Source organism: Massilia cavernae (assembly GCF_003590855.1).
Taxonomy (GTDB): Bacteria; Pseudomonadota; Gammaproteobacteria; order Burkholderiales; family Burkholderiaceae_D; genus Telluria_A; species Telluria_A cavernae.
The window spans coordinates 25,097-38,161 of record NZ_QYUP01000092.1 but is presented as its reverse complement, the minus strand read 5'-3'; the positions used below and the strand labels follow the sequence as shown (position 1 = coordinate 38,161).

Here is a 13,065-nt window from a genome sequence, read left to right as displayed (position 1 = left end):
CTTGGTTTTAAGAGTGGAACCATGGTCGACAATGGCTGTCAAACATGGATGAAACTGGTCTACCGCTACCGCGTCAAGTCGCTGACCGGCTTGCTGAACAAGCAGGTCCGGGCAGTCAACTTTGTCTGGAACTACTGCAACGACAGGCAAAAGGACGCGCTGCGTTTCGGTCGCCGCTGGCATACCGGTTTTGACCTGATCAAGCTCACGATGGGGTGCAGCAAGGAGCTTGGCCTTCACTCTGGCACAGTCAACGACGTATGCCAGCAGTATGCGAAGTCGCGCTCCCAGTCGCGTCGGCCCTACCTTCGCTATCGCGGCAGGAAGTCCATGGGTTGGGTGCCGTTGAAAGGACGTGAACTGAAACGCGAAGGCAATGCCTTCCGCTTCGCCGGCAATACCTTCCGCGTGTTCCATTCGCGCGCGCTGCCTGAGGGAAAAATCACCGACGGGACCAACTTCTCGCGCGACCGGCGCGGCAACTGGTTCCTCAATATCGTCCTTGAAGTTCAGGCACCGCCTGCCCGCTTGCCGGTGCGCGGCGTGGGAATCGATCTTGGCCTGAAAGACCTGGCCACACTGAGCGACGGCAGCCGCATCGCAGCGCCGCAGATCTACCGTGCCAGCGAGGCGGCGCTGGCGGTGGCCCAGCGCGCACGCAAGAAGAAGAGGGTTGCGGCGCTCCATGCAAAGATTGCCAATCGCCGCCGCCATTACCTGCACACCTGCACCAGCGCCATCGTCGGCGCGTTCGACTACATCGTGGTTGGAAATATCAATGCATCCGGGCTCGCCAAAACCAGCATGGCGAAGTCCGTCTACGATGTCGGCTGGTCGTCCTTCCGTACACAACTGGCGTACAAGGCTGTTAAGCATGGCGCCTGGTTTGAAGAAGTGAACGAAAGCTTTACCACCCAGATCTGCTCGGATTGCGGCGCTGTGCCCGATTCGCGGCCGAAAGGTATCGCAGACCTTGGAATAAGAGAATGGCGTTGCTGTGATTGCGGAGCGGCACATGATCGTGATCTCAATGCTGCGTTGAACATTCTCCGTCGCGGACGTGCGACGCTAGCTGTAGGAATCCCCGTCCTTTAGGTCGGGGAGGACGTCAACGAATGCGACGTGACCGACGAGGCGCAGGTGCGCGACGCCGTCGCCCGTACGGTAGCGTTTTTTGGAGGCATCGACATCGTCGTCAACAATGCCGCGGCCACCCACATCATCCGCAGCGGCAATGCGCATGAAGTGGTTGACGAAAGCCTGGAAACCTTCGATCAGTTCATGCGGGTCGGGGTGTACGCGCCCTTCCTGTTCGCCAAATACGCGATTCCTGAAATGACCCAGCGTGGCGGTGGCGTGATTATCAATATCTCCTCGATAGCGGCGGTCTGCGCGGTCAAGGGACTTACCGTGTTTGGCCCCTCCAAGGCGGCGCTAGAATCGCTGACCAACCAGATCGCGGTCGATTACCGCCACCAGGGCATTCGCGCCGTGGCGCTGCGGGTCGGTCCCGGCCCGATGCTGCGCGAAACGCAGATGCTGACGACCCGGGTCGGGGTACCGGCGGACGTCGCCAACGCGGTGGTGTTCGCGGCCTCGGATGAGGCCTCCTTCATTACCGGCAGCGTGCTCAGCGTGGATGCCGGGCAGGCAAGCAAGAAAGCCATGCCGGACCTGCAGGCGGTATTTACGAAGAAAAAATAGTCATGGGAAGGGGCAGCGCGCTGCCCCTTCCCCATCGCTTCTTCAGCCGCGCCGGATGACGTCGGCAGCGCGCCAGGCCATCGCCATCGTCGGCCCATTGGTATTTCCGGAAGGTATTTGCGGGAAGATCGACGTGTCGACCACCCGTAGTCCGTCGACCCCGCGCACCCGCAGCTCCGGATCGATGACGGACTCGGCATCGTTGCCCATGCGGCAGGAACCGACCGCATGGTAACCGCACATGCCGAACTTCTCGCACGCGTCCAGGATGTCCGCGTCGGACACGCACTGCGGTCCGGGGAAGGTTTCGGCTTCGATCATCGGGCGCAGCGAGGCTTGCTCGCCATACTGGCGCGCGAGGCGTATGGTATCGAGCATCAGGGCCCGGTCTTCGTCGGTCGTCACATAATTCGGCTTGACCGTCGGCAAGACGCGCGGATCGCGGCTCACGATGTGGATCTCCCCTTGCGAGCTTGGCCGCAGCGGGTAGGCGGCGATACTCATGCCCGGGGCTTTGTCCAGGGCGGCAGACGCCGCCGACATATCGTATGACCACGGCGCCACCAGGAACTGGATATCCGGACGCGCGGCCTTCGGGCTGGACTTCAGCCATGCACCGATCTCGAACGCACCGGACGACATCGGGCCGGTCCTGGTCAGGAAATAGCGGGCCACATTGCCCAGCAAGCGCAGGCCGGAATAGGCGGTGTTGTCGGATAAGGGGACGCGCAGGCGCCATTGGATCATGACGCAGCGATGCTCGAGCATGCGACGCCCGACTTGCGGACTCTCGTGCACCAGGGGAATGCCCAGCTGCTGCAGCAATGCGCGGTCGCCGATTCCCGAGCGCTGCAGGATTCCCGGCGATGCCATGGCGCCGGCGGTCAGGATGACTTCGCGGCGCGCCTGGATTTCCGACGCCTGTCCAGTCTCGTTTGCAATCACGGCGACGCTGCGCGCGCGCCGGCCTTCAAAATTGACCTTGTCGACCAGCATGTCGGTAAAGATCGTCAAATTGGCACGATGCCGGATCGGATCGATGAAGGCGCGCGCGGCGCTCTGCCGCTGCCCCCGGAAGATCGTCCGGGTCGCGTAGCCGATGCAGGGGTCGCCGTCGGGTGCATTCACATCGGTTTTACGCGTCAGGCCCATCGTCGGGCCGGCATCGACCATGGCCTCGGTGAGCGCGTTGCGGCGGTTCGCCAGCGTCAGGCGCAGCGGGCCGCGATCGCCACGGGTAGGGTCGGCGCCCAGTTCATGCGACTCGAGCTGCTTGAAGGCGGCGCCGATATGCTTCCATGACCAGTCGTCGCTGGTTTGCGCCGCGATTTCATCATAGTCGGCGGGCTGGCCGCGTACGTACATCATGCCGTTGATGGCGCTCGATCCGCCCATCATGCGCCCGCGCTGCCATTGTTCACTTTCGCGGAACGCATTGCCCTTCTCGGGCGCCACCTTGTACATCCAGGTGCGCTTGACATCCTGCATCAGCTTGGCGAACCCCTTCGGCATCGATACCAGGGGCGTGCGGCCGCTGCCGCCCGCCTCGATCAGGGCGACCGTTACGGAAGGATCTTCGCTGAGGCGATGGGCCAGCACACAGCCTGCGGCGCCAGCCCCGACAATCACATAATCAAATGCCTGCATCATTCTGGTTTTCCGATGAAATTTCGATCAAATATCGAGGCGCTTGCAGCCCCTCGTCCTGGACATTGGCAGTGTCCGTTGGGTCGCGCCCGTGCGCGTCGTCGGAACAGACGATTTTTTGGGGAGCCTTCACGCAAGCGCCCCTCGCCTCGCAACGTCATGGGGCAGGCCCCAAAAATCGTCGCAAGCGACGACGCCTGCGCTGCCGTTCTGCCTTAGATTCGAGCGCATCCCCGTGAATCACAGCGGCATACCAAGAGCGAACGCGCATTCCTGCGTACTTAACAAAGGAGACTTCATGACCAGTCCGAACAACATTCCCGGCCACGTGGCAGCAGAGCGTGTCTTTTCATTCGACATACACAAGGATTCGCTTCTTCAGGACGGCCTGCATGAAGGCTACGCCAAGCTCATCGAGCAGGCGCCCGACGTATTCTATACGCCGAAGAACGGTGGACACTGGGTCGTCACGCGTTTCGCCTACGCCGAGGAAATCCTCAGGGATCCCGCCAATTTCACGTCTTCCGAGATGGAAATTCCGCGCATCGCCAAGCCCATGGGGCTCATACCGATCAACCTCGATCCACCGCACAGCGTCCCCTACCGCCATGTGCTGATGCCCTATTTCTCCCCCAAGTCGGTTGCCGAGCGCGAAGAGTCCTTGCGCACTTGGGCCAGGCACTTCGTCAGCGCGGTAGCCGCCAAGGGCAGCTGCGACTTCCTCAAGGACATTGCTTCCCAGTTTCCAGTCACGGTTTTCATGGAAATGATGGGCATACCGTTCGACAGGCTCGAAAGCTTCCGGGCGATCGCCGAAGAATACCTCGATGACATTGCAGAGGCGCGCAGGTACGAGCTCGCCGGGCAAGTTCACGCGATCATGATGGAATTGATCGAGGCGCGCCGCATCGCGCCCGGCGACGACCTGGTTTCCGTGCTGGTCAATGCGCAGGTCGAGGGGCGCCCCCTGAACACCGACGAACTGCTCAAGATGACGCTGCTGCTGTTCCTGGGCGGCCTCGACACGGTTGTGAACGTGCTGACCTTCAGTTACCGGGCCCTGGCCGAAGACCCCGCGCTCCAGGCCAGGCTGGTACGCGATCCGGCTGCCATACCCGGCTTCATCGAGGAATGCCTGCGCCTGTTTGGCGTGGTCAATGTGCCGCGCATGGTAGCGCGGGACGTCGAACGTTTCGGCGTCGCTTTCCGTGCCGGCGACATGGTGCTGTGCCTGAACTCGCAGCTCGGCCGCGAAGCGCGCGAAAACCCCGATCCGCTGACGATCGACGTGGATCGCAAGAACCGCCGCTTGCTGACCTTCTCGACGGGCGCCCACCTGTGCGTCGGCCATAACCTGGCGCGCTCGGAGATGCGGATCCTGACCGAAGAATGGTTGAAGCAGATTCCTCAGTTCCACGTCAGCGCAGGCTTCGCACCAAAGTTCCGTGCGGGAATGGTAATGTCGCTCAAGGACTTGCCGCTCGAATGGACGCCGGCGCCGGCCGCGAGCTAGGCTGGGAGGAAGGCCGCCGGGATCGCGGATCCCCGGCGGCCGCTGGCGCCGGCAGGATGAAGCGGCGTCAGCCTAGTTTGTCCAGCACCAGGTGCGCATTGGCATACTGCTTGCGCAGCGCAGGTTTCGAGATCTTCCCTGCCGCGAGCCGCGGCAGCGGTTCCTCGCTTATCGCCACGTAGCGCACCATCTTGTAAGCGCTCAGCTGCTCCCTGCAATGGGCCAGCAAGGCCGGGATGTCGATGCCCCTGGGGGCGAAAATCACCGCCAGCGGCGCCTCTCCAAAGCGTTCGTCGTGGGCTGCGATCACGGCGACTTCTAGCACGTTCGGAAACACTGAAATCACGCGTTCAAGCTCTGCCGCCGAGATGTTCATGCCGCCGGAAATGATGATGTCCTTGAGCCTGTCGAGCATGGTCAGCAGGCCTTGCTCGTCGATGACACCCAGGTCGCCGGTACGCAGCCAGCCATCGACCAGTACTTTTGCGGTCGCTTCCGGGTCTCGCCAGTAACCAACCATGACCGCGGGACCCTTGATGACAATTTCTCCCGGCACGCCCGGCGGGCAAAAATTGCCGTCCTGGTCGATCGTCGCAAGTCGTGTGAAGGGCATGCCGCGTCCGCACTTTTCCGGAAACTCGACCGCCGAGGCAACCGGATTGATCGTCGCACAGCCACCTGCTTCGGTCTGTCCATACAGTTGCTGGAATACCAAACCTTTCCCCATCCAGGTGATGAGCAATTCACGCGACACCCGGGCCCCGCCCGATTGCAGCTGGCGGATGCTCGACATGTCGGTCCCGGCGAATTCCTTGCAGGCCGCCATGCGCTCGAAAAATACCGGCACGCCCATCAGGATCGAAATCTTGTCCTCCGCTATCCGCTTGAGCGCCTTGACGGGATCGAAGCTGTCTTCGACGAAAACGGTGCCGCCCAGGACCAGCGCCAGCATCAGCACGTAATAGCCGGCGGAAGTACACAAGGGGCCGAACATCATGACCCGCGGATGATGCGCGGCACGCGCGTCGGCGATGGCGAAGTCGGCGTAGCCCCCCAACATCGTGCGATGGCTGTAAACAACGCCCTTGGGATAACCGGTCGAGCCGCTCGTCCCGATGATGACGACCGGGGTATCGGCATCGATTCCCCGGTCCAGCTTGCGGCCCGAAGGCTTCGTATGCCGGAACTCATCGACGATGCTCAAAGGCAATAGACCGATCGCAGGCGCCGACTTGCCGATCGCGGCGGCAAGCTCGGCCCGATCCTGGTCATAGAAGATAAATGCCGGCTCATAGCGTCCCACCACGTGGCTGGCCTCGCTGACCGTGAAGCGCGGATTGACTGGCGCCAGCAAGCCCCCGGCCTGCATCACAGCCTGCGACATCACACACCATGCAAGGCTGTTGGTCGCCAGGATCGTGACGCGCTCGCCAGGCTTCAGCCCCTTGGCGACCAACCATTCGGCAGCGGCGCCCGCCCAACTGGCGAGTTCGCCATACGTGAGCTGGTCATCCTGCGTCACGATTGCAGGCTCATCCTTGCGAAGTTCAGACCACCAGCCGACAGCGTCAATCAAGGTTCCGTTCATTCACATCTCCTCTTCCATTTATTGGTGTTCGAATTTTTTCGCTGCAAAACTTCAAAAGCCGGTGACGCGAAAACGAGGCACCGTGATATTGCCTTGCAACTCCTCCCATACGACCTCGACTGGCAGCCCGATGGCGAGTTCATCGGGGGTGGCGTCGACGATATTCGACACCATATGGGTGCGCTCCGTATCGTCGAGCTCGATGATTGCAATGTTGTACGGACAGATCGCGGCGAGCGCCGGCGTCGGCGGGTTGTGCTGGACGGTATACGAGAAGATTTTCCCTCGCCCCGATACCTTTTTCAACGCCATGCCGGGCCTGAAGCACTGTGGACAGACCGGCGAAATGGGAAACCGGCTCAGGCCGCAGAGCGAGCACGTGGGAACCGTCAGCTCGTGGCGCCGGCAGGCCTCCCACCATGCCCGGTCGTCGGCCTCCGGCGCGACCGTCGGCATCAGGTCGCGAAAATAGTTGGTGCGGGTCATGATCGGGCTTCCAGTAATTTACATTCTAGCAAGAATTACAGCACTGCTGGGCGCCGCCATCGAACCGCCGGTAACCAGCGCAAGCTCGGCGCCGGGCACCTGTGAGGTCGATGCGCCGCGGATCTGGCGAACCCCTTCCGTGACGAGGTTGAGTCCCTGAATATAGCCCTCGCTCAGCAGGCCGCCGGCAGTATTCACAGGCAGGCTGCCGTGCCGGCCGATGGCCCCGCTCTTGACGAAATCCGTTGCCTCGCCGGGTCCGCACAGCTTCCACTCCTCGAGCCCGATCAGGACCTGGCCCGAATAATTATCGTAGATCTGGGCCACGTCGATGTCGGACGGTCCGATGCCCGCCTCAGCATATATCTCAGGGACCATCAGGGCCTGGTTATTCGCCGGCACCGAGCGCCGCGACAGGCTTGCCCATTGGTCGCCGCTGCCTTCCGCGCGAGCGAGGATGCGCACCGCCCTTCCCTTCAAGTCCCTGGCGCGTTCCGCGCTCGTGACGATCAGGGCACACGCGCCGTCATTCTCCTGGCAGAAGTCAAACAGCCTGTAAGGGTGCGAAATCATCCGGGAATTCGCATGATCTTCCAGCGTCATCGGCTTTCTCATCAGCGCGCGCGGATTGCGCGACGCATTATCGCGAAACGTCGTCGCAACATGGCCCAGCCCCTCGGTGCCGACACCGTAGTTGTACATATACCGTTGAAAATGCATGGCGGCGATTTGACCGGGCGTCATCAGGCCATACGGCTGCGAATATCCTGGGCAGTGAATATCGCCAAGCCCGCTTGCTACGACTCCGCTCGCAGTGCCGCCTGCGTATCCGCCCCCAGCCCCGAAGCGCGCTCCGCGCTGGACGACGGAACGAAAAACTACCGCGTACTTCACCCGTCCGCATTCAACGGCCGAAGCGGCGGCCGACAGCGCGCCGCACGATCCGCCACCGCCGCCGCCCCACGCCATCGTGCACAGGCGCACCTGCGCGACTCCCAGCGCTCCCTGCAGCGCCAGCGCATGCACTGCATTGTCGGCAAATGAACAGAAGCCATCGATCTGGTGCGGATCGATTCCAGCATCGCCGCAGGCATTCAGGATCGCTTTGATGGCAAGCGCGAGTTCGCTATCGGGACTCGTGCCGCGCCGCCAGAAGTCGGTCTCGCCAATCCCCACAATGACCGGGACATTTTCCATGATCGTCAATCAATATGCCGTCCAGCCGCTGTCGGCCACGATGACGGCGCCATTGACCAGGCTGGCTTCGTCCGAGGCCAGGAAACAGGCGACGTTCGCAATCTCCGCGGGCTCGCCGATGCGCGGCAGGCTCTTCATGCCGGAGTTGGCGCGCCGTACGCCTTCCTTGTTCATGCCGGTGTCGCCGCGCTCGATGGCTGCCGCCACCATCGGCGTGTCCACCGGTCCAGGGCAGATCACATTGCAGCGCATGCCGGCCTTCGCATAACTGAAGGCGGTGTGCTTGGTCATTGCCACCAGCGCATGTTTGGACGCCGTGTAGGCAACCCCGGCACGCGCCCCCTCGGTGCCGCCGATCGATGCGATGTTGACGATGTTGCCGCGGCTTTCCAGCAGGTGTGGCATCGCATGCTTGGACGCGTAAAACGCGGCGTCGAGATTGAGGATGAAGACCTGGCGCCAGAGTTCGTCATCCATCTCGCCGACGGGTGAAAAATCGTCATTCATCCCGGCGTTGTTGACCAGCACATCGAGTTTTCCGAAGCGTTCGACCGTGTGCGCCACCATGTTGCGAATATCGGCCTGCCTGCATAAATCGCCCGTGAGCGGGACCACGCTGCCGCTAGAGCCGCTGGCCATGACCGCCACTTGCGCGAGCCTGTCTGCACGCCGGGCAACGGCAACGACGTGCGCACCTTCGCGCGCAAAACGCAACACCATCGACTCACCCAGCCCGGAACTGGCGCCGGTGACGATCACCACTTTATCTTTCAGCCGCATCTGTTTTCTCCTGTTCGGCATTCCTGCCCATGTCATCCATGCTGGCACGAACCCTTGCCATTCTCGTCGTCGGTTTCGACGATCCGCCGGCGGGCGCCCGAATCGTCGAAACCGACGACGCCAGGACGATAGCCGCTCAATAAGATGGAAGCCATTGCCCAGGAAGGACAGTCCAATGCATGCGCCTCACAGAAAATTCCCGACACTAGCCTCGCTCAGCGCCAGCCAGATTGCGGCGATCCGCACCATTCCGCCCCACGGCCAGGCGGCCGTGCACACGACGGAAGCGCGGCGGCCGGTCGGCATCTTCATCGCTCCGGATCATTACGCGCGAGAGCGCGCGGAGGTGTTCCGGAAGGTGCCGGTGGCGGTGACGCTGTCGTCGATGCTGCCCGAGCCGAAGATGTTCCTGGCGCTCGATGCCTATGACTTGCCGATCCTGCTCAGCCGCGGCGAGGACGGCCAGGTCAAGGCCTTCCTCAATGCCTGCCAGCACAAGGGCGCCAAGGTGGTGGAGCGCGCCGACGCCTTCAAGGGCGGCCGGGTCAGTTGCCCCTACCACGCCTGGACCTACAACCTGGCCGGAGAACTGGCCGGAGTGCCGCGCCAGGAGGTGTTTCCCTCGCTGGACAAGCATGAGCACGGCCTGGCGCCGCTGGCCTGCCACGAAGCGGGCGGTTTCATCTGGGTGATGCTCGATCGCGAGGCCGAGCCCGATTTCAGCGCCATTACCCCGAACTGGTGGGCGATTTCGACGCCCTGGGCATGCCCAATGCGCACGTGTTCGGCCACAAGCGATTCGAGGTCGATGCCAACTGGAAGCTGGTCATCGAGCCTTTCCTCGAGGGCTACCACGTGCAGAGGCTGCACGCGTCTACCATTGGCAGCATGTTTGCCGATGTCGCCACCATCATGAGCCGGATCGGTCCGCATATCCGTCAGGTCTCGGGCAAGGCGCAATTCGAGCCCGCGATGCTCGACCTCCCCGGCGAGAATATCCACAAGACGGTGACGCACTCCTACCTGGTTTTCCCCAATACCGTCATCGTCACCAGCCCCTATTACATCAGCGTGATGATCATCGGTCCGCGCGCGGCGAACCGGTCGACGGTCGACTACTTCATGCTGACACCCGGACCGGCCGACAGCGACAAGGCGCTGGACCTGTATACCCGCTCGTACGACATGGTGCTCAATGTGTTCGGCAACGAGGACTTCCGGGCAGCCAGCCTGTCGCAGAAGGGGCTGGAATCGGGCGCCCTCGCCGAACTCGTCTATGGCGGCCTGGAGGCAAGCATTCCGGCGTTCTACGAGACCGTCGAGCAGTTCTGCAATCCTTGATCCCATGAATCTGACCCAGCCGCTGCACAAGGGCCTGCAGGAACGGCCGCAAGCGACCGTGCTCGTCTGCGGCGAGCGCCGCCGTACATTCAGCCAGTTTGCCGGCCGGGTTGCGCGGCTGGCCGCCGTACTGCAGTCGCTCGGCCTGAAGCCGGGCGAGCGCGTGGGCATGCTCAGGCTGAATTCCGACCGTTACGTCGAATTCCTGTATGCCACCTGGTGGGCGGGCGGCGTGATCAACCCGGTCAACGTCCGCTGGAGTGCGCGCGAGGTCGCGTTCTCGCTCGACGACTGCGACACCCGCATCTTGCTGCTCGATGCGCACTTCCGCGACACCGGCGCGCAGCAGCTCGAACTGTCGCGTTCACTCCAGACGCTCGTCTACTTCGGCGACGGCGCGGCACCCGATGGCATGGCGGACGCGGAAGCGCTGATGGCGCGGGCCACGCCCGTTGCGGACGCGCACCGCGGCGGCGCCGACCTGGCCGCCATCCTGTACACCGGAGGCACCACCGGCCTGCCGAAGGGCGTGATGCTCACGCACGCGAACCTTTACCTGAACCAGCTTTCGGCCAACATGGCCGCCGTCCGGCCGCTGGAGTCGGTCGGGATCGGCCTGGCGCCGATGTTCCACGTTGGCGGGCTCGGCTTTACCCTGCAACTGATGACGCGCCTGTGCAAGCAGGTCATCATGCCGGCCTTCGACGAAGTGGCCGTGCTCGAAGCAATCGAGAACGAGCGGGCGAGCGAAACCTTCATGGTGCCGACCATGATCAAGCGCCTCATCGAGCACCCGCGTTTTGCGCACTACGATGTTGCGAGCCTGCAGCTCATGCTGTACGGCGCGGCGCCTATCGACGACGCCTTGCTCGCGCAGGCGCTGGCCGCGTTGCCGCGTGCCGGCTTCTGCCAGCTGTACGGCATGACCGAGCTGGCGCCCGTGGTGAGCGCCCTGCCCGCCTGGTGCCACCAGCCTGGCCAGCCCGCACACCGGCGCCGCTCGGCCGGCCGGCCGGTGCCCATCGCCGAAGTGCGCATCGTCGGCGCCGACGGCCAGCCACTGCCGAATGGCAGCATCGGCGAAATCGCCGCGCGCGGACCGATGGTCATGGCCGGCTACTGGAACCAGCCAGCCCAGACCGCCGCCGTGCTGCGCGATGGATGGATGCACACCGGCGACGGCGGCTACATGGATGACGACGGCTTCATCTACATCGTCGACCGGCTCAAGGACATGGTCGTCACCGGCGGCGAGAACGTCTATTCGGCCGAAGTCGAGAACGCCATCGCGCAACTGCCGCAGGTCTCGATGTGCGCCGTCATCGGCGTACCGGACGCCGAGTGGGGCGAGCGCGTGCACGCGGTGGTCGTGCTCCGCCCGGGCGAGGCCGTGAGCCAGGCGGCGATCGTCGCCCATTGCAAGACCCAGATCGCGGGCTACAAATGCCCGCGCAGCATCGAGTTCCGTCGCGAACTCCCTCTGTCGCCCACCGGAAAGATACTCAAGTACAAGCTGCGTGAGCAACACCTGGCGCGCGCACCAACCCTGATATCGAAAGGCCGGCAATGGACCTGAACTGGAGCGATGCCGAGCTGGCGTTCCGGGACGAAGTGCGCGTCTTCCTCCAACATCATCTGAACGACGACCTGCGCGCCGCCGGGCGGCACATGACCAGCATCTACGGCGAGTATGAAGGGGCACTGGCATGGCAGCGCATCTTGCACGGCCGCGGCTGGGCCGCGCCCAACTGGCCGCTTGAACACGGCGGCTGCGGCTGGAGCGTCACCCAGCGCTACATCTTCGCGCGCGAACGGCTGGCCGCCGGCGCGCCGCCGGTCACCATGGCGCTGCAGATGATCGGGCCGGCCCTGATCGAATTCGGCACCCCTGACCAGAAAGCCCGCTTCCTGCCAAAGACGCTGAGCGGCGAGTACTTCTGGTGCCAGGGTTACTCCGAACCGGACGCCGGCTCCGACCTTGCTTCGCTGCAGATGCGGGCCGATGCCGATGGCGACGATTTCGTCTGCAATGGCGCCAAGATCTGGACCACCCACGCCGACGTGGCGAACTGGATCTTCTGCCTGGTGCGCACGGAGAAGCGGGAACGGCCGCAGCAGGGCATCACCTTCCTGCTGATCGACATGGCCAGCCCCGGCATCAGCGTGCGCCCCATCGTCGCGCCATCCGGCGAGCACATCCAGAACCAGGTATTTTTCGATAATGTCAGGGTGCCACGCGCGAACGTCGTGGGCAAGATTGGCGAGGGCTGGACGGTGGCCAAGTTCCTGCTCGAGTTCGAGCGCGGCGGCACCGCCTACGCGCCCGAACTGCAAGTGCGGCTCGACCGCATCGCCGAATTCGCCGCCGGCGCCCCCGCCGACGATGGTGCGATGCTGGCCGACGACCCGGCCTATGCGCGCAAGATCGCGGCCGCCCGCATCCGCATCGGCGCGCTCGAGCTCTACGAATTCCGCGCCATGCGCGACGACACCGGGCGCCACTCGCCTGGCCTGGCGGCGTCGGTGATGAAAGTCCTTGGCACCGAACTGAGCCAGCACCTGACCGAACTGGCGCTGGAAGCGGCCGGCCACTACGGCATTGCCTACCAGCCGCAGGCGACGCGCCCGGGCGGCCCGGCGCAGTTTCCGCACGGCGCAGGTGCGCATGCCGGGCCGCGCTTTGCGGCCATCGCCCCATTGCACTACCTGAACGACCGGGCCAGTACGATTTACGGCGGATCGAACGAGATCCAGCGCAACATCATCGCAAAAGCCGGACTCGGACTGTGACCCATTCCACCAACGCCCA

The 13,065-nt window shown here is 63.5% G+C and carries 12 protein-coding genes and 1 pseudogene; 7 read left to right on the top strand and 6 right to left on the bottom strand.

The window, feature by feature from the left end; all coding sequences use genetic code 11:
- The first annotated feature begins 48 nt into the window (after positions 1 to 48).
- Both D3872_RS09750 and D3872_RS09745 read left to right on the top strand, forming a co-directional pair.
- Complete coding sequence (locus D3872_RS09750; protein WP_119810589.1) at positions 49 to 1,095, top strand: RNA-guided endonuclease InsQ/TnpB family protein; 1,047 nt, start codon at positions 49 to 51, stop codon at positions 1,093 to 1,095.
- A 15-nt stretch (positions 1,096 to 1,110) separates the two neighbouring features.
- Positions 1,111 to 1,704, top strand: a pseudogene (locus D3872_RS09745) (SDR family NAD(P)-dependent oxidoreductase); the annotation flags it as partial.
- A gap of 42 nt (positions 1,705 to 1,746) precedes the next feature.
- Here D3872_RS09745 and D3872_RS09740 read toward each other — a convergent pair.
- Positions 1,747 to 3,354 (bottom strand): GMC family oxidoreductase, encoded by a 1,608-nt coding sequence (locus D3872_RS09740; RefSeq protein WP_220476915.1) that lies wholly within the window; start codon positions 3,352 to 3,354, stop codon positions 1,747 to 1,749.
- Positions 3,355 to 3,649: 295 nt separating this feature from the next.
- On the opposite strand from D3872_RS09740, the gene D3872_RS09735 reads away from it, so the two are divergent.
- A complete protein-coding gene (locus D3872_RS09735) occupies positions 3,650 to 4,864 on the top strand; it encodes a cytochrome P450 (RefSeq protein ID WP_119810587.1) in 1,215 nt (404 codons plus the stop codon).
- A 67-nt stretch (positions 4,865 to 4,931) separates the two neighbouring features.
- On the opposite strand, the gene D3872_RS09730 is transcribed toward D3872_RS09735, so the two are convergent.
- The 5 genes from D3872_RS09730 to D3872_RS27000 are packed head-to-tail and all read right to left on the bottom strand — an operon-like array spanning position 4,932 to position 9,070.
- Complete coding sequence (locus tag D3872_RS09730; protein WP_119810586.1) at positions 4,932 to 6,452, bottom strand: class I adenylate-forming enzyme family protein; 1,521 nt, start codon at positions 6,450 to 6,452, stop codon at positions 4,932 to 4,934.
- A gap of 51 nt (positions 6,453 to 6,503) precedes the next feature.
- Positions 6,504 to 6,938 carry a Zn-ribbon domain-containing OB-fold protein gene (locus D3872_RS09725; protein ID WP_119810585.1) on the bottom strand — a complete coding sequence of 145 codons (435 nt, stop codon included), beginning with the start codon at positions 6,936 to 6,938 and terminating at the stop codon, positions 6,504 to 6,506.
- A gap of 18 nt (positions 6,939 to 6,956) precedes the next feature.
- Positions 6,957 to 8,135, bottom strand: a complete 1,179-nt coding sequence (locus D3872_RS09720; RefSeq protein ID WP_441295140.1) for a thiolase C-terminal domain-containing protein — start codon at positions 8,133 to 8,135, stop codon at positions 6,957 to 6,959.
- 9 nt (positions 8,136 to 8,144) lie between these two features.
- On the bottom strand, positions 8,145 to 8,915 hold the full coding sequence (locus D3872_RS09715) for an SDR family oxidoreductase (protein ID WP_119810583.1): 771 nt from the start codon (positions 8,913 to 8,915) through the stop codon (positions 8,145 to 8,147).
- A gap of 32 nt (positions 8,916 to 8,947) precedes the next feature.
- Positions 8,948 to 9,070 (bottom strand): hypothetical protein, encoded by a 123-nt coding sequence (locus D3872_RS27000; protein WP_274381708.1) that lies wholly within the window; start codon positions 9,068 to 9,070, stop codon positions 8,948 to 8,950.
- A gap of 20 nt (positions 9,071 to 9,090) precedes the next feature.
- Here D3872_RS27000 and D3872_RS09710 point away from each other — a divergent pair, with 20 nt between their 5' ends.
- The 4 genes from D3872_RS09710 to D3872_RS09695 are packed head-to-tail and all read left to right on the top strand — an operon-like array spanning position 9,091 to position 13,046.
- Entirely contained in the window at positions 9,091 to 9,831 is a 741-nt protein-coding gene (locus D3872_RS09710; RefSeq protein WP_119810582.1) for an aromatic ring-hydroxylating oxygenase subunit alpha, read from the top strand.
- A complete protein-coding gene (locus D3872_RS09705; protein ID WP_229459246.1) occupies positions 9,738 to 10,256 on the top strand; it encodes an SRPBCC family protein in 519 nt (172 codons plus the stop codon). Before D3872_RS09710 ends, D3872_RS09705 begins: the two co-directional genes overlap by 94 nt.
- 4 nt (positions 10,257 to 10,260) lie before the next feature.
- Entirely contained in the window at positions 10,261 to 11,832 is a 1,572-nt protein-coding gene (locus D3872_RS09700; protein WP_119810580.1) for a long-chain-fatty-acid--CoA ligase, read from the top strand.
- Positions 11,823 to 13,046 (top strand): acyl-CoA dehydrogenase family protein, encoded by a 1,224-nt coding sequence (locus D3872_RS09695; RefSeq protein WP_119810579.1) that lies wholly within the window; start codon positions 11,823 to 11,825, stop codon positions 13,044 to 13,046. Before D3872_RS09700 ends, D3872_RS09695 begins: the two co-directional genes overlap by 10 nt.
- The last annotated feature ends 19 nt before the right edge of the window (positions 13,047 to 13,065 follow it).